The 15,842-nt window shown below is 43.8% G+C and carries 16 protein-coding genes; 5 read left to right on the forward strand and 11 right to left on the reverse strand.

Translation table 11 applies throughout. The annotated features are described in order from the left end of the window. Nucleotides 1–16 precede the first annotated feature (16 nt). Nucleotides 17–1,246: an ABC transporter permease gene (locus LKO26_RS07660; RefSeq protein ID WP_227587262.1), complete on the reverse strand. Its 1,230-nt coding sequence runs from the start codon at nt 1,244–1,246 to the stop codon at nt 17–19. A gap of 32 nt (nt 1,247–1,278) precedes the next feature. Further along, nucleotides 1,279–1,971: an ABC transporter ATP-binding protein gene (locus LKO26_RS07665; protein ID WP_227587263.1), complete on the reverse strand. Its 693-nt coding sequence runs from the start codon at nt 1,969–1,971 to the stop codon at nt 1,279–1,281. A 688-nt stretch (nt 1,972–2,659) separates the two neighbouring features. Between LKO26_RS07665 and LKO26_RS07670 the strand changes: the two genes are divergently transcribed. Both LKO26_RS07670 and LKO26_RS07675 read left to right on the forward strand, forming a co-directional pair. Beyond that, nucleotides 2,660–3,634: a ribonucleotide-diphosphate reductase subunit beta gene (locus LKO26_RS07670; RefSeq protein ID WP_227587264.1), complete on the forward strand. Its 975-nt coding sequence runs from the start codon at nt 2,660–2,662 to the stop codon at nt 3,632–3,634. Nucleotides 3,635–4,083: 449 nt separating this feature from the next. Next, nucleotides 4,084–5,739, forward strand: a complete 1,656-nt coding sequence (locus LKO26_RS07675; RefSeq protein ID WP_227587265.1) for a ribonucleoside-diphosphate reductase subunit alpha — start codon at nt 4,084–4,086, stop codon at nt 5,737–5,739. A 236-nt stretch (nt 5,740–5,975) separates the two neighbouring features. Here the strand turns inward: LKO26_RS07675 and LKO26_RS07680 are convergent, their stop codons facing one another. Together LKO26_RS07680 and LKO26_RS07685 are read right to left on the reverse strand one after the other, a co-directional pair. Then, nucleotides 5,976–6,857, reverse strand: a complete 882-nt coding sequence (locus tag LKO26_RS07680; protein WP_227587266.1) for a DUF72 domain-containing protein — start codon at nt 6,855–6,857, stop codon at nt 5,976–5,978. A 34-nt stretch (nt 6,858–6,891) separates the two neighbouring features. Then, entirely contained in the window at nt 6,892–7,188 is a 297-nt protein-coding gene (locus tag LKO26_RS07685; RefSeq protein ID WP_227587267.1) for a hypothetical protein, read from the reverse strand. Between the two features lie 463 nt (nt 7,189–7,651). Here LKO26_RS07685 and glyA point away from each other — a divergent pair, with 463 nt between their 5' ends. Continuing rightward, entirely contained in the window at nt 7,652–8,920 is a 1,269-nt protein-coding gene (glyA, locus tag LKO26_RS07690; RefSeq protein ID WP_227587268.1) for a serine hydroxymethyltransferase, read from the forward strand. Between the two features lie 132 nt (nt 8,921–9,052). After that, entirely contained in the window at nt 9,053–9,520 is a 468-nt protein-coding gene (locus LKO26_RS07695) for a regulatory protein RecX (protein WP_227587269.1), read from the forward strand. 291 nt (nt 9,521–9,811) lie between these two features. Here LKO26_RS07695 and LKO26_RS07700 read toward each other — a convergent pair whose 3' ends face one another. From LKO26_RS07700 to LKO26_RS07710, 3 genes are all read right to left on the reverse strand, one after another. Beyond that, nucleotides 9,812–10,759: an aldo/keto reductase gene (locus LKO26_RS07700; protein WP_227587270.1), complete on the reverse strand. Its 948-nt coding sequence runs from the start codon at nt 10,757–10,759 to the stop codon at nt 9,812–9,814. Nucleotides 10,760–10,828: 69 nt separating this feature from the next. After that, a complete protein-coding gene (locus LKO26_RS07705; protein WP_227587271.1) occupies nt 10,829–11,476 on the reverse strand; it encodes an NAD(P)-dependent oxidoreductase in 648 nt (215 codons plus the stop codon). A gap of 73 nt (nt 11,477–11,549) precedes the next feature. Then, nucleotides 11,550–11,960: an Rrf2 family transcriptional regulator gene (locus LKO26_RS07710; protein WP_227587272.1), complete on the reverse strand. Its 411-nt coding sequence runs from the start codon at nt 11,958–11,960 to the stop codon at nt 11,550–11,552. A 925-nt stretch (nt 11,961–12,885) separates the two neighbouring features. Between LKO26_RS07710 and LKO26_RS07715 the strand changes: the two genes are divergently transcribed. Continuing rightward, nucleotides 12,886–13,512: an outer membrane beta-barrel protein gene (locus tag LKO26_RS07715; RefSeq protein WP_227587273.1), complete on the forward strand. Its 627-nt coding sequence runs from the start codon at nt 12,886–12,888 to the stop codon at nt 13,510–13,512. A gap of 100 nt (nt 13,513–13,612) precedes the next feature. Here the strand turns inward: LKO26_RS07715 and LKO26_RS07720 are convergent, their stop codons facing one another. Genes LKO26_RS07720 through LKO26_RS07735 form a run of 4 tightly spaced genes read right to left on the reverse strand, consistent with a single transcriptional unit; the run spans nt 13,613 to nt 15,664 of the window. Continuing rightward, nucleotides 13,613–13,813 (reverse strand): hypothetical protein, encoded by a 201-nt coding sequence (locus LKO26_RS07720; protein ID WP_227587274.1) that lies wholly within the window; start codon nt 13,811–13,813, stop codon nt 13,613–13,615. 15 nt (nt 13,814–13,828) lie between these two features. Next, nucleotides 13,829–14,029, reverse strand: coding sequence for a hypothetical protein (locus LKO26_RS07725; RefSeq protein ID WP_227587275.1), 201 nt, complete (start codon nt 14,027–14,029; stop codon nt 13,829–13,831). A 2-nt stretch (nt 14,030–14,031) separates the two neighbouring features. Then, a complete protein-coding gene (locus tag LKO26_RS07730; protein WP_227587276.1) occupies nt 14,032–15,240 on the reverse strand; it encodes a hypothetical protein in 1,209 nt (402 codons plus the stop codon). A gap of 34 nt (nt 15,241–15,274) precedes the next feature. After that, nucleotides 15,275–15,664 (reverse strand): hypothetical protein, encoded by a 390-nt coding sequence (locus LKO26_RS07735; protein ID WP_227587277.1) that lies wholly within the window; start codon nt 15,662–15,664, stop codon nt 15,275–15,277. Nucleotides 15,665–15,842: the final 178 nt, after the last annotated feature.

Below are 15,842 nucleotides of genomic sequence, written 5' to 3' on the forward strand. Positions count from 1 at the left end.
TGAGGTTAATTTTTAGTTACTCTGCCCGCAGGGCTTCTATTGGTTTTATTCGGCTTGCTTTATACGCTGGCACAAATCCGGCTATCATTCCGGCAATCACCAGGCATACAAAGGCTACCATAATCAGTCCCCAGCCTACACTGGGATTTTTTATAAAGTATTCTTCCAGATGATTGCCAATCAGGTACAGGGTCAGCACGCCCAGTCCTACACCCACCAGACCGGACACTACTGTGATGACCATGCTTTCCTGCATGATGAGGGAGACAATGCTTCGGGGTTTGGCACCGATGGCTTTTCGCACGCCTATTTCCTGCGTTCTTTCCTTTACAATATACACCATGATATTGCTGATGCCAATGATGCCTGCCAACAGTGTTCCCAAGCCTATAAATCCTACAATGACGGTAATCACAAAGAGAAACATAAAAGAATCTTCCAGGCTTTCTGCCCGGTTCCTTACCCGCACGGCATTTTCATCATCCGGCGATACTTTTTTGCGCGCTTTCAGTTCTTTTTCCAGGCGGTCACTGTATGCTATGGCTTCTTTGGGCTGCATATCTTCCCGGTAGGTGATGTACACAGAGCTTACGGTATCAGAACCTTTTTTCATCTGCTGCAGCGTCGTAATGGGGATGCTGATGGAGCGCTCTTCCCAGTCTCCGCCGTCATCAGAAAAGACGCCTATTACTTTGAACATGGTTCCGTTAATGTTCAGTTCCTTGCCCACAGGATCGCCGTCTTTGATAAGGTCACGCTGCACCATACGGCCAATTACTGCCACACTTTGCTTGTTCTCCATGTCCCGTGGAGAGAGAAAACGGCCGTTCAGGAGTTTTCGGTTTTCAATGACCACTTCATTCTCATTGGCTCCGCTGATCTGGTAGGTACCGCTTTCCTTGCCGTATTTTACCAGCATAGTCGTGCTGTAGCGCGGGGTAGAGGTTTGCACTTTTGCAGGTTCACTGTCTACAAGGGCATCGTAATCTTCATTGTTCAGGACCACGGTCCGGTTTTCCTGCAGTCCGCTGTAAGCGATGGTAGTTTTACCGGTAGAAATGGATATGAGGTTTTGGGCATCACGCGTAAACTCATCTGTGAATGCATTTTGTAAGCCTTTCCCGATTCCGAACAGCACAATGAATATGAACAAGCCGAGGGCTACCGTAAACCCCGAGAGTACGGTTCTCAAGACATTGCTCCGAATGGATGCAAATATTTCCTGCCAGCGGTCCAGATCAAACATGTTCGACTATTATTTTTGTATTTAGGATATCTTTATTCCAGAATTTTCTGGCTGATGAATTCGTCACTTTCTATAATACCGTCTTTCAGCACTACATTTCTTTTGGTTTGGGCGGCCACATCGGGTTCGTGGGTTACCACAATGATGGTTTTGCCTTCGCGGTTAATCTGCTGCAGCAATTTCATAATATCGTGCGTGGTTTTGGAGTCCAGTGCGCCGGTAGGTTCATCGGCCAGAATTACTTTCGGGTCCGAGATCAGTGCCCGGGCTATGGCCACTCTCTGTTTCTGACCTCCGGAAAGTTCATTGGGCAAATGGTTTGCCCATGGAGCCAGACCTACCTTGTCCAGAAATTCCAGTGCGCGTTTATTTCTTTCCTTACGGGATACATTCTGGTAATACAGAGGCAGTGCCACATTTTCCAGTGCTGTTTTGTAACCGATGAGGTTGAAGGACTGAAACACAAATCCCAGAAAACGCGAGCGGTATTCGGCGGCTTTCACTTCGGTAAGTTGTTCGATGGGAATGCTGTCCAGCTCATAAGTCCCGGAATCTTTTTCATCCAGAATACCGATGATGTTCAGGAGGGTAGATTTTCCCGAGCCCGAACTTCCCATGATGGAAACAAACTCACCTTCGCCAATTTCCAGGTTGATGCCTTTCAGCACGTGCAGTTTACTTTTTCCTGTGTCGTAGGATTTATGAAGGTCCTTAATGCTCAGCATGGATTTCTGATTGTTTCATAATGAGTATAAATTTATAAAAAAATGTTACATGGTTCGGATTAAAGTCTCCTTGGATGGGGCAGGGGTCATTTATGTTGACGTGCACAGTAGGTTTTGTCATGCTGGGAGTTGCACTTTGTCATCCTGAGCTGAACGAAGTGGAGCCGAAGAATCTCCTGCGTTGTTTCTGTGTTTCCATTTTGGCGTTGTGTCATCTCCTCATCTCCCCCTCGCCAAGTCCCCAAGTCCCCCAGTCTCCAATCTCTCATCTCCAGTCTCCAATCTCTCATCTCCAATCTCCAATCTCTCATCTCATGTCTCATGTCTCTCAGTCTCTCGTCTCCACCTATGTTTAATGCCGGAATCCCATGTAAAAAGTGGTTTTACAATGCTGTTTAAATAATTTCTGCCATTGACCGGGGTTTGCGGCGGCCGCTTCGCCGTAACTTGCTGTAGCAAAAGGTTTACTGCATTTGTGGAAAACTTTTCCGCTTAAAAGTCAGCCATTTAGGCTTTCCCGCTTTCAAATGACCTAAAGAATCTATACTTTTGTTTACGTTCAAAACCGTGCGGTTCAGACTGTTTTTCAGGATGAAATCCCGCCGGAAACAGAACAGTATCAAGTTCTCATGTTCATGAAGAACTTTTCACAAAATTTAAAGTTAAACACAAAACAGAGCAGACATATATGGGAATTTTTGATAAAAGAGTAAGTTACAAACCGTTTGAGTATCCGGAAGTTTTACAGTTCGTAGAAGCCATCAACAAATCATTCTGGGTGCATTCTGAAGTAGATTTTACTGCCGATGTGCAAGATTTCCAGTCGCAACTGGAGCCGCATGAAAAAAATGCGGTGAAAAATGCCCTGCTGGCTATTGCCCAGATTGAAGTTTCGGTGAAAACCTTCTGGGGAAATCTCTACCACCACCTGCCAAAGCCGGAATTGAACGGCCTGGGGGCTACCTTTGCAGAGTGTGAATTCCGCCACTCTGAAGCCTATTCCAGACTGCTGGAAGTGCTGGGGTATAATGATGAATTTATGAACGTAGTGGAGATTCCGGCAGTGAAAAAAAGAATTGACTTCCTGAGCAATGTACTGAAACATGCCAATTCTACCACCCCGAAAGAATACGTTTCGTCACTGCTGCTCTTCAGTATCCTGATTGAAAATGTGTCCCTCTTCTCGCAGTTTGCCATCATCCTGTCCTTTACCAGATTCAAAGGATTCATGAAAAATGTGTCCAATATCATTGCCTGGACCTCTGTAGATGAACAAATCCATGCCAATGCCGGCATTTACCTGATCAATAAAATCCGGGAGGAGCAGCCCGAACTGCTTACCGACTCGGATCTGGAAGATATTTATACTCTGGTAGATCACTCTATACAGCTGGAAGAAGAAATCCTGAGCTGGATTTTTGAACTGGGCGAGATTGATAATTTTACCAAAGAAGATCTGCTGAATTTTATGAAATACCGCGTAGATGACAGCCTGAAGAAAATCGGTATGAAAACCCGGTACAACATCACGCCGGAACAATACAGACCTATGGTCTGGTTTGAAGAAGAGGTGTTTGCCAATTCACTGGATGATTTCTTTGCCAAAAGACCGGTAGATTACACCAAGCACGACAAAAGCATCACAGAGAACGATTTGTTCTGATGTTTTTGGGGCGCCTTTTCCGCCTTCCGCTCCCAATCTTTTTATGGCTCCCGGCCGCTTGTCTGCAGCAGCGTGATCTCTGTGGAAAGCCATAAAAAGGATTTCCGCTCAAGTCGGGGCGCGGTGAGACGGGATACTTAGAGAGTGGAGACTTAGAGAGTGGAGAGTGGAGAGTGGAGAGTGTGCGCGAGCGAAGCGAGCGCCGAAAAGAGCTTTTGTAGAAGAATGTCCCGGCAAAAACAAACCTGCGTCTTGATAGCCCCGATTGCAGCGGCATCCTTTTCTGGTGAATGAGCGGAGCCGAAATCACCGGAAAAGATACAGCGGAAAGCGGGTGGCACACACCGGATGAAGCAACCTACATGATGCTCCTAAAAAAAACGAAGCACTGAACGCAAATAAGAACCTATAATTATAGCTGACCCGCAAGGGTTAAAAAAATATACACAATGGAAGAACAAACCAATATATGGTGGCTGAACGAAGAGTCTGAGCAAATGCTGAACCGCGGCTACCTGCTGAAAGGCGAAACCGTGAAAGGCGCCATAGAAAGAATTACCACCGCCGCAGCCAAAAGGCTGTACAAACCGGAGCTGCAACCGGCTTTCGAAGAAATGATTACCAAAGGCTGGATCAGCTTCTCATCTCCTGTATGGGCCAATATGGGGACGCAGCGCGGACTGCCTATTTCCTGCTTCAATGTGCATGTGCCCGATAATATAGAAGGCATCACCCACAAACTGGGCGAAGTGATTATGCAGACCAAAATAGGAGGCGGAACTTCCGGGTATTTCGGAGAACTGAGAAACCGCGGAACAGCCGTGACCGACAACGGAAAATCCTCTGGTGCCGTTTCTTTCATGAAACTCTATGATACCGCCATGGATGTGGTATCACAGGGTGGCGTAAGACGGGGTGCTTTTGCCGCTTATCTGGATATAGATCACGGTGATATAGAAGAATTTTTATCCATTAAAGACATTGGAAGTCCTATTCAGAACCTTTTTACAGGGGTTTGCGTGCCGGATTACTGGATGCAGGACATGATAGACGGCGACACAGATAAACGTAAAATATGGGCCCGGGTACTGGAAAGCCGTCAGCAGAAAGGTCTGCCCTATATTATGTTCAGTGATAATGTGAACCGTAACAAGCCGCAGGTGTACAAAGATTTGGGGATGACGGTGAATGCGAGCAATCTCTGCTCAGAAATTATGCTGCCCTCCAGTGCAGAAGAATCCTTCATCTGCTGCCTTTCTTCCATGAACCTGGAACTGTATGACGAGTGGAAAGATACCAATGCCGTAAAACTGGCCATCTATTTCCTGGATGCTGTGCTGTCTGAGTTTATAGAAAAAACCGAAGGCAACTACTACCTGCAGGGTGCCAGAAATTTTGCCTTGAGACACCGTGCACTGGGTCTTGGTGTCCTGGGCTACCACTCTTATCTGCAGAAAAATATGATTCCGTTTGAGAGTTTTGAGGCGACCCAGTTTAATGCCCGGGCATTTAAACAAATCCGTGAACAATCGCAGCAGGCTTCACAGGAACTGGCCAATATTTACGGCGAACCGGAACTGCTGAAAGGCTATGGCATGCGCAATACCACTACCATGGCCATTGCCCCTACCACGTCTTCTTCTGCCATTCTGGGACAGACATCGCCCGGAATTGAACCGTTTGCCTCGAACTATTACAAGGCCGGACTGGCCAAAGGAAATTTCATGCGGAAGAATAAGTACCTGTCAAAATTACTTCAGGAGAAAGGACTGGACAATGAAGAAACCTGGCGTACCATCATGCTGAACCACGGTTCGGTGCAACATCTGGATGAGCTTTCCGCTGAAGAGAAAGCGGTGTTCAAGACCTTCCGCGAGATTTCGCCGATGGAGATTATTTCCCAGGCTGCCCAGAGACAGCAGTATATTGACCAGGCGCAGAGTCTGAATTTGCAGATTCCTTCTACCATGCCGGTGAAGGATGTGAACTACCTCTATATTGAGGCATGGAAGAAAGGCGTGAAAACCCTGTACTACCAGAGAAGTTCATCTGTGTCCAAAGAACTGATGGTGAATTTCGTAACCTGCTCCTCATGTGAGGCTTAATGAATTTCAGAACAAACTACTGAAGCCGTCTCATAACTTAATGAAACGGCTTTTTTAATGATTTTCTCACGGACTCCTATCAGAGAACGGTGCCCAAATATTAAAATCTCAAGCAATTAATTGAGTATTGAGACAGTTTCTTTTGGTTTTAGCTTCTGTTTCCGGTGTTTGTTTCAGTTGAGACAGACCGCTTCTACGGTTCTGGTTTGCACCGATCTAAGGATACTCGCAGATTGTTAATATTTGGTTTTCACCGCTGCCATCACAGGAATGTGAAGGTCTGTGCCCAGTTCCCGGTTCATGTTTTCAATGAAATAGGCAGACAGCAGCGGAGATGCTTTCTCCACATTCTGGTGAATGAAGAAAAAGAGTTGCTGAAGGCCTTGTTCTTTCCATTCGGTAATGCGGGTTAGCCAGTCGTCCAGACGGGTATAATCACTCTCTGCATTGGTACCCACATAGCGGATGAATGCTGTGGACGTGGTAAGCCGCATATGCAGCATGTCCCGGCGTCCGGCCGTATCTACAAGGATATTGGTGATCTTGTGCTTTTCAAAAAGTTCACAGGTTTCATTCAGAATTTCCTCATTGTCAAACCATTCCTGATTGCGGAGTTCAATGGCCAGCGGCACTTCTTTCGGCCAGTTTTCCACGAATTTTATGAGCCGGTCGCGGTCTTTGGGTTTAAAGTTATCATGCAGCTGCAGGAAAACCATGCCGAGTTTTTCATCAAAATTCAGGACAGTGGTGGCAAACTGAGTTACGACATCGTCTATATTCAGCAGCCGGCGGAAATGAGAGACCGTATTGGTGATTTTCGGGAAAAATTTGAAACCGTCGGGCGTCTTTTCTTTCCAGGTGAGTACCTGCTCGGCAGCGGGCATTCCGTAGAAAGTCGCATTCAGTTCTATGGAATTGAACTGGGTAGCATAGTAGGTAAGTTCATCTTTGGTGCCCCGTGGGTAGAAGCCTTTCAGATCGGTTTTATTCCATTTGGCACAGCCGATGAATACCTCCATGTTTCCTGATTGATCCTTCAGGATTCTGGCCGTTTCAGGATGATCGGGTGGCAGGGTAAAATCAATTTGCGACGGATCTTCTACTTGACCGAATTTCATAGCTTCCGGGTTTATAAAGGGTTAAATATTGAGATTACGCCAGGAATTCAATCTGCTTGTCGGAGAAATCATTTTTCTCTACCAGGTCATTCATGGTTTTCAGCATTTTGCGGCGCAGTTTGGCCAGTTTGCGGATGTTTTTATCTTCACTCTCATCAAAAATGCTGTCTTCAAAGGAGAATGTATCGCCTTTGCTGAAGGTAATATTGTTTTTCTTGAGTTCTTTCAGCAGCATCATATTGGTCATGCTTTCCAGAAGGGCATGTTCGGTTTGTGCCATGTTCTCCAGAGATTTCAGTACCTGTTTATTATATTTCTTTTTAGTTTTCATTATGGATTCAATTTTAAAGGATGGTAAATATACGAAGTTTATCTCAGGGTTAGTTCACCTTTTTTCAGATTCCGGCAGATGATGCTGTATTTTTGTTTTTACAATGATAGAGGAGATTGAAATAGTTGTCGGCGAAATACTGAGTGGCTTTTATTTTTGACCATTAAGAAAATAAGCGGAAAAAGATGCTGAAGGATAAGGGGAATCAACACGTTCCTTCCGGGTGGAGGTACTGAAGAGGGCTGTCTTTCAGTCTTGCATTCCTTAGAGACTTTGTGCAGGGCATATCTTTCCGGAAAATTGATTCAATGAATCAGGAATAGGCAAAAGATAATGTTATTTTCCGTAAATTTGAGGTTTAATTTTTGTAAAAATCAACCGGCAGATTTCGTTTCCGTTGTCAACTTGATCATACTTGTCACGGAATGATGCCCTCAATCTTTAAAATTCAAATAATATCATAATGAACGATCCGATTTTTGACCTAATAGAGCAGGAAAGACTTAGACAAACCCACGGTATTGAACTGATTGCCTCAGAAAACTTTGTCTCAGACAATGTGATGAAAGCCATGGGCAGTGTCCTCACCAATAAATATGCAGAAGGATATCCCGGACGCAGATATTATGGCGGTTGCGAAGTGGTAGACCAGGTGGAGACCCTGGCCATCGAAAGAGCAAAGCAGCTGTTTGGTGTAGATTATGTGAATGTGCAGCCACACTCCGGCTCGCAGGCCAATGCCGCGGTGTATCTGGCAGTTCTGAAACCGGGTGATTCTATTCTGGGTCTGGATCTTTCCATGGGCGGACACCTTACCCACGGGAGTTTCGTAAACTTCTCCGGAATTCAGTATCAGGCCAATTTCTACGGCGTAGATCGTGAAAGCGGAAGGATTGATTATGAGGCGATGCGCCAGAAAGCACTGGAAGTAAAGCCAAAAATGATGATTGCCGGATTCTCTGCTTATTCCCGCGACCTGGATTATCAGAAATTCCGTGAGGTGGCCGATGAGGTGGGCGCTACGCTTTGGGCAGATATTGCGCACCCTGCCGGACTGATTGCCAAAGGTTTGCTGAACTCACCGTTTGAGCATTGCCATGTAGTAACCACCACTACCCACAAAACCCTGCGCGGTCCGCGTGGAGGACTGATCATGATGGGCAAGGATTTTGAAAATACCTATGGTCACAAAACGCCGAAAGGGGAAACCAAAATGATGAGCGCTGTGCTGGACAGTGCCGTATTCCCGGGGATTCAGGGCGGTCCGCTGGAACATGTAATCGGTGCGAAAGCCGTAGCCTTTGGTGAGGCGCTGGATGTTAAATTTGAAACCTATGCCAAACAAGTGGTGGCCAATGCCCAGTCACTTTCCAATGCGCTGGTGAATCTTGGATTCGACATCGTGAGCGGTGGCACAGATAACCACCTGATGCTGATAGATCTGCGCAATAAAAATGTGAATGGCAAAGAAACCGAAAAAGCACTGGTGAAAGCAGATATTACGTGTAATAAAAATATGGTTCCGTTTGATGATAAATCAGCCTTCACTACCTCCGGTATCCGTCTGGGAACAGCAGCGATCACGACCCGCGGACTGAAGGAGAACGATATGGAAACTATAGCCCACCTGATTTCTGAGGTGGTAGATCATATTAAAGACGAAAACGTACTGCAGAATGTGAAGAAAAAAGTAAATGAACTGATGGATTCCAAACCATTATTCACGAACTAATCTTCAGAACATGAACACAGGACAGGAGCGCGCAGAAGATGAAGTAGAAAATGAAAAAGCATCTGCGGGCTCCTGTTTTTTTTGTGGAAATAGATCAACCGGAGTTTTGCATTTACCGTTGTTTGTACTGAAATGCCTGAAAAAAAATCTTATACCTTTTCCGAAATCAAGCAAAAGCTGGTCAATTATTGTGTGTATCAGGACCGCTGCCATCAGGAAGTAGAGCAGAAGATGCGTGATTTTCTGTTGATTCCGGAGGCCCGGGACGAAATTCTGCTTTATCTGATGCAGGAAAATTACCTGAATGAAGAGCGTTTTGCCCGCAGCTATATCCGCGGTAAGTTCTATATGAAATCCTGGGGGCGCAATAAAATCCGGATTCATTTGCAGCAGAAAGGGGTGCCACTGAAACTCATCAACTCATCCATGGAGGAAATTGAGGACGATGATTATGCCGCCACCCTGAAAAAAATCTACACCACTTACTATGCCAGACAAAAAGGTCTGAAAGAGTATCAGAAAAAATCCAAAACCATCAGCTACCTCATCAGCCGTGGTTTTGAGTATGATGAAATTCTGCGTTTGCAGGATGAATTGTAGCCATTCCCTGCAGTTTATTTCTAAGTTAATTTTCGTACATCTGAATGACAAGATGCATCCAATGACAAAAAGCGACCTTTATCATCCTGAGCGAGCGCAGCGGAGCCGAAGGATCTCCTTCGTCCTTTTGGGTTCTACGTTATCGTTTTGTCATCTCCTCGTCTCCTCATCTCCTCATCTCCCCCTCACCACGTCCCCAAGTCTCCAATCTCCCTCTCTCATCTCTGCCCTTTAAAAACAAAACCGCTCCGGAGTGTTCCGGGCGGCATTTGGTTCAGGATGATTGTTGCATTATTTGCTTGCTTCATCCAGCTGTTTCAAGTCTTCTGAATCGAGCACAAGAGTGGCGGAGGACAGAATTTCTGTCAACTGTTCGGTGCTGGTAGCACTGGCCACCGGACCGCCTATGTGGGGTTGGGCTGCAAGCCACGCCAGCGAAACGGCTGCCGGTACGGTTTGGTGTTTTTCTGCAACCTGATCCAGTACATTCAGAATGCCCAGGCCTTTTTCATTCAGGTACTGCGCAGCACCCTGTCCGCGCGGACTCTTGCTGAAATCTGCCTCCGAACGGTATTTTCCGGTCAGGAATCCTGATGCTAGTGCGTAATACGGGAAAACAGTGAGTTGGTGGGCTTCCACCATCGGGGCAAAATCTTTCTCATAACCGGCTCGCTCTACCAGGTTGTACAGCGGTTGCAGCACCTGATATTTGGCAATATTATTTTGATCCGAATATTCCAGTGATTCGCGCAGACGCTCCGGCGTAATATTAGAAACGGCAATATGTTTTACTTTGCCCGTCTTAACCAGTTCGTCAAAAGTATCGAGCGTTTCTGCTACCGGAGTTTTGCCGTCATCATAATGCAGGTAGTACAGATCTATATAATCGGTTTGCAGTCTTTCCAGGGACTTTTCCACGGTTTTCAGGATGTGTTCCCGGCCGGAATTGGTTTCGTGCTCGCCCGTAGGACCGCCTACTTTGGTGGCAATAATGACCTGATCACGGTTTCCGCGGGATTTCATCCATTTTCCAATGATGGTTTCAGACTGTCCGCCGGCGCCGCCGTCAATCCAGTACGAGTACATATCAGCGGTATCGATAAAGTTGAAGCCTGCCGCCAGATAGGCATCCAGGATTTCAAAAGATTGTTCTTCGTTCAGTGTCCAGCCGAATACATTGCCTCCCAGGTTAAATGGTGCGACCTGCAGAGATGTGTTTCCTAATGTTACTTTTTTCATATTTTTTATAAGGGGTTTTAAAGATTGTAAAGAGTGATGCCATCAGCGATGCCATCGGATTTCGGCAGATTAATATCCCGCCGTAAACCTTTCTCGGTGGTGTCTGGGTTGTTCCAGTTCATCCACCAGTACTACAGCCACATCTTCGGGTGACAGGGTAGAAGTTTGCTGGTCGTTAAAAACCGGCTCGTCTTTACCCAGGCGGTATTGCCCGGTGCGTCCGGTGGTGATGCCGGGATGCATTTCTATGGCAGGGCTGAAGAATGCCCAGTCCAGGTCTTTTTCTTCCTTGATGATGTTCAGGTAATCGCGGGCTGCAGTTGCTCCCGGCTTAATATCTGCAGGGAAGTCGGGGCTGTCTACCAGTTGTTTCTGATCCGGAGTATAGAGGCTTCCGGCACCGCCTATCACAATGAGTCTGTTTACACCTGCTTCTTTAGTGGCTTGCTGAATGGCTTTGGATCCGGCAAGGAAATCATCGTACAGATTGGGGTTGGTCCACCCGGCATTAAATGCGCTGATGACGGCATCGTGGCCTTTGAGCGTTTCGCTGAGAGCTTTGGTATTGTTCACATCCACGGAAAATTTGTTCACTTTTTCGTGGGTAATTTTATCGGCGTTGCGTGCGATGGCAGTTACTTCCAGACCGCGGTCTGCGGCTTCCTGTACTAAGCGGGAACCTAAAAATCCGGAGGCTCCAATAATGGCTACTTTCATAAGTTGAATGGTATTATTTGTTATTTATGGTATTATGTGTAATATATTTTGTTACATTTATGGTTAAAAAAAATCAGTTGAACTGCTCGGCGAAAGATTTCAGGCTTCGGTGTTTCAGAGCGCCTGTTACAATTTCATCGGTTTCGGTAAAGACTTTTTCCAGTTCGCGGTTTATTTGCTGACCCACGGTACAGTTTCCTCCGGTGCAGGTATTTTTGCGTCCCAGCACGTTGGAGTTTTTCACGGCATTGAAGATATCGGCCATGGAAATTTCGCAACTGTTTACCGCAAGCATGGTTCCGCCTTCTTTTCCTTTTTTGCTTTGCACCCAGCCCAGTTTATGCAGCAATTGCAGTTCCTTTCTTACAATGGCCGGGTTGATGCCGATGCTTCCGGCAATCCATTCCGAACTGTGCCACTTGCCCGGGAATTTGGCCAGAAGCGTGAGGATATGGATGAGGGTTGCAAATCGCGTATTGTTCATAACGGTACAAAGGTAAAGATTATTTTCTAATTGTAAAGGTTTTTGTTACAATTTATTTTTATAGAAACTGATTTAGCGGGTAAGTGTGGTAATGATAGGGTGTCATCGTTTTGTCAATCCCGAATCGCCCTCCCGATCCCGATGGCTATCGGGACTATCGGGATCGGGACACCAACTCTCTTGTCTCTTGTCTCCCATCTCTATTTTCTAATCTCAAATTTCGTGTCTAAAGTTTTTTATTTATTCTTTTGTCTTGATATAAAAGAATCAAAAAATCAAGACTTGGAAACTCAGCTAAAAAATGGAATGGAAGCCTGATGATTCTAAACTCGCTCGCTAATGTTGTTGTGGTGAATGTATAGCATTTGCAGGCTCGCTTTACATGCTGGTTTTTTTGACTTCTGTAGAGTAAAGCATTTTTGCCTCTCTGCTGGTTTATTTTTTTAATGGAATCGGCGAACCTTCGGTTTTTTAATGCCTCCGTTTCCTATGTCATTTTTTTGCGGAGTTTTCATTAATGAGTTTCGTCATCCTGAGCGAGCGCAGCGGAGCCGAAGGATCTCATTCGTCTAACAGCGTGTTCTCTTTCAGAGATTCTTCATTCCGCTGCGCTCCATTCTGAAATCGAAGATTCGGCGTAGCCAATGACAGTGGCGTCACTAATAGCAGAGGTTTCTTTTTGTCATCCAGAGCGGCGCGCCAGCAGAGCCGAAGGATCTCATTCGTCTTTTTTGGGTTTGCTGTCAGAGTTATGACATCTCCCTCTCCCCAAGTCCCCAAGTCTCCCTTCCGATAATCTCCGGCCTCTTGTCTCTTGTCTCTTGTCTCTTGTCTCTTGTCTATCATCTCCTCTTGTCATCACATCAATAAATAAAGTTGCTTTTCTCAAAAAAAATCCTACTTTTGTTAGAAATTAATTTTAAGAATGAAAAAATTATACTTTTTCGCGTTCCTCGCTATGTCGTTTTTTGCCACAGCACAGTCCGGAAACGGCGTGGGCGATGGAATTTTTCGTTACGGAATCAGCCTGAAAGCCCATCAGAGTAACATCCGCGGCATCCACCAGTATTCCAAAATGCGCATCGCCGGCGCGGGTGGTGTTTTTGTGGAAATTCCATTCGTACAAAGGCTCTCCAGCAGCACTTTTGTGGTTCCTATGGTAGAATACTCCATGGAAGGGGAGGAAAATGAACCGGAGACCGGACGCGAAAAGTTCCATAATGATTACGTGAACGGTTTGGTGTACATCAAGCATTTCTTTGGTGCCAGAGGTCTGAACGACCCCAAAGTATTTGTGTTTCTGGGTCCTAAACTCTCTTACAATATCTCCCAGAAAACCGATGCCGAAATTACCGACCCGGTGATTCAGACTGCAGAAGACAGCCTGGAAGATGTACAGATTGGTATCAGTTTCGGGGGTGGTTACCGCTTTGCCCGGAACATCGAAGCGTACATCCGCTGGGATAACGGGTTCAACCCGGTGTATATCAATTATCCGTACGGTACCTTCAATTACCAGTTGGGCGCCGGAATCAATATCCTGTTCAGATAACAGCGCAGCCTGCCTGAGATACGGCGTATAAAAATCTAACCCCTATAGTTTAACTGTAGGGGTTCTTTTTGAGGGCAGCACAGGGGGATTTTTTTCCTGATTATTTTATGACACCGTTTTTGTACACTTCAATTTTATCAACGGGTCCGTCCGGGAAATAATTCCATTCGCCATCTTTAACGCCATCTTGATAATTTCCATCTTCGATGATTATTTTTCCATATTCCATTGAATATTTTTTTTCAATCCAGTAACCATCTTTTAAATGATGTTTTGTTTTACTGTGATAAATCGTAAACATCAATTTAGAATATCCTTATTCACACTTTTCAATTATTAAAGGAGTTTTACCGCCGCTTTCTTTTATTAAAAGAAAATCATTACCTACAAATTCTAGTTTTTGTTTTTTAGTATTATACAATCCATTCCAATCTAATTTGGCTTTACCATCGTCTATTATTAGTAATTTTCCGATGGGCTTACTTTTATTGTAATATAAACATAATATATATTTCATTTTTACTTTTCCTTTATAAACATACCATTATCGTCTATTTTATAAAGTTCTATTTTACCATTCGTATTTACATATATCAAGTAATTTGTATCCACTTTAAAGTTAGTAACTTCTAATGTGTTTTCTTTATCTTCAGGTTCAAACCACTCTCCTTCAACATATAGGTTATCTTTTACCATATTATCTTTGATTGTCAATAATAAAAACCGATATGGGAAATCACCACAGTCTTGAGGAACTAGTATAGCATCTACACTTCCTTTTTTAAATAATGGAAGATATCTTACATTAATTTCACCACAACTAAATTCTTCTAAGCTTTTAATTTCCGATGAATTAATTTCCTTAAAATTAATACTATTTAAATCAATTTGCTTGTCATATGGAAGAGTTTGATAACTTTCACCAAGCTTTTTGTTGGATTGGTTATTTGAACTTTCACTCTTACTATTTATTAATTTTGTAACAAATTCATTTGTAAAATTGCTTAACTTAATTAAGCCAAAATCTTTTGTAGAAAATATTAAATGTTCTTCTTCTATACCTTCTGTTGTTTTATTTAAAATGAGAAAATCAATTCTATTTAATACTATTTCCCCTTTCAGATAGGAAAATGAATAAACTGCGTCGTCGAGGGATATATCGAATCCCGAAGCGGCAGGCTGAAGATTTATAAAGGGGTCACCTGATTGATTCCCACAAGTAGCACACCCTATAATGAAGTTGTTTTTTGCAATGATATCAAATTGGGTCCCATTATTGATTGATACAATTATCTCTCTTTTCCCCCATTCATCTTGCTCAACAAATACTTTGTCAAATTCTCCGTCATTATTTAAATCTGTATTTAGGACATCTATAATTTTCTTTTGAGTTTCAAACTTTTCAGATTGATTCTGAATTTTTACCCTGCTTTCTTTACATGCAAATGATATTTGTGTAAATAATACAAATGTGAGAATAGCAAAAAGTTTCATATTATTATTTTTTGAATTCATTATAATATTTTTCAATATTGATAGCATAATCGGGGTTTTGATTTTTCCAATTACTTCTATTATAATGCCTTCTGCATCCGGCCGGTTATTGTTTGATCCCGCATGCAAGGAACCTTTTGCACTGTCGGCCGCAGGTTTTGGTGCGTTTGCGGACTTTTGTTCTGCTTTTTTGTGCGTGTGATTAATGACATTCACATTGCTGCTATCTGCCAAAATCTTTCTGTTGTATTCTGCCGTTACATAATACTCATGTCTCGCTTACACATCTTTCAAGAATAAGAGGGAGTCTTCCTCCGTTTTCGCTTATGAATAAGAAATCTTTCCCCACGAATTCTAATTTTTGTTTTTTAAGATTATATAAACCAATCCATTCTAATCTTGCTTTGCCATCTTCTAATAGTATTAATGTACCAATAGGTTTGTTTTTATCTATGTCTTTATCTTCAATTCTTAGTTCATCTTTATAATAATCTTTTTGAGATGATAAGCTAGCATATTTTAAAATATACTCTTGTTCAGAAGATTTTTCAATTTTTAAGTTAATGTAAATCCCATTAACACTATAAAGTGATAAAAAACCCTTGTCTTTATTGATGTCAAGTTCTGTTAGCTCATTTGCACAAATTACAGCCCACATTCCTTTTAGGTCAGAGGGTGTGGTATTTTGATCTAGATTGGGTTCTTCAGAATGGTTATTGTAAGCTCCCCATTTTCAGTACGCTTCAAAAGTAGAATTTTTTCTTGATATTTCACTGCTGTTGTTGTCGGATGTGGAAAAGCGGGCAGGAAAAGTGCTTGCCTTAGCCTGGGCTTGC

Origin of the sequence: Chryseobacterium sp. MFBS3-17, assembly GCF_020687745.1 — a bacterium.
GTDB lineage: Bacteria > Bacteroidota > Bacteroidia > Flavobacteriales > Weeksellaceae > Marnyiella.

What these genes read in the sequence shown, in the direction of transcription:
- LKO26_RS07660 (WP_227587262.1), bottom strand. Translation starts at nt 1,246, where the DNA reads ATGTTTGATCTGGACCGCTGGCAGGAAATATTTGCATCCATTCGGAGC.
- LKO26_RS07665 (WP_227587263.1), bottom strand. Translation starts at nt 1,971, where the DNA reads ATGCTGAGCATTAAGGACCTTCATAAATCCTACGACACAGGAAAAAGT.
- LKO26_RS07670 (WP_227587264.1), top strand. Translation starts at nt 2,660, where the DNA reads ATGGGAATTTTTGATAAAAGAGTAAGTTACAAACCGTTTGAGTATCCG.
- LKO26_RS07675 (WP_227587265.1), top strand. Translation starts at nt 4,084, where the DNA reads ATGGAAGAACAAACCAATATATGGTGGCTGAACGAAGAGTCTGAGCAA.
- LKO26_RS07680 (WP_227587266.1), bottom strand. Translation starts at nt 6,857, where the DNA reads ATGAAATTCGGTCAAGTAGAAGATCCGTCGCAAATTGATTTTACCCTG.
- LKO26_RS07685 (WP_227587267.1), bottom strand. Translation starts at nt 7,188, where the DNA reads ATGAAAACTAAAAAGAAATATAATAAACAGGTACTGAAATCTCTGGAG.
- glyA (WP_227587268.1), top strand. Translation starts at nt 7,652, where the DNA reads ATGAACGATCCGATTTTTGACCTAATAGAGCAGGAAAGACTTAGACAA.
- LKO26_RS07695 (WP_227587269.1), top strand. Translation starts at nt 9,053, where the DNA reads ATGCCTGAAAAAAAATCTTATACCTTTTCCGAAATCAAGCAAAAGCTG.
- LKO26_RS07700 (WP_227587270.1), bottom strand. Translation starts at nt 10,759, where the DNA reads ATGAAAAAAGTAACATTAGGAAACACATCTCTGCAGGTCGCACCATTT.
- LKO26_RS07705 (WP_227587271.1), bottom strand. Translation starts at nt 11,476, where the DNA reads ATGAAAGTAGCCATTATTGGAGCCTCCGGATTTTTAGGTTCCCGCTTA.
- LKO26_RS07710 (WP_227587272.1), bottom strand. Translation starts at nt 11,960, where the DNA reads ATGAACAATACGCGATTTGCAACCCTCATCCATATCCTCACGCTTCTG.
- LKO26_RS07715 (WP_227587273.1), top strand. Translation starts at nt 12,886, where the DNA reads ATGAAAAAATTATACTTTTTCGCGTTCCTCGCTATGTCGTTTTTTGCC.
- LKO26_RS07720 (WP_227587274.1), bottom strand. Translation starts at nt 13,813, where the DNA reads ATGTTTACGATTTATCACAGTAAAACAAAACATCATTTAAAAGATGGT.
- LKO26_RS07725 (WP_227587275.1), bottom strand. Translation starts at nt 14,029, where the DNA reads ATGAAATATATATTATGTTTATATTACAATAAAAGTAAGCCCATCGGA.
- LKO26_RS07735 (WP_227587277.1), bottom strand. Translation starts at nt 15,664, where the DNA reads ATGTGGGCTGTAATTTGTGCAAATGAGCTAACAGAACTTGACATCAAT.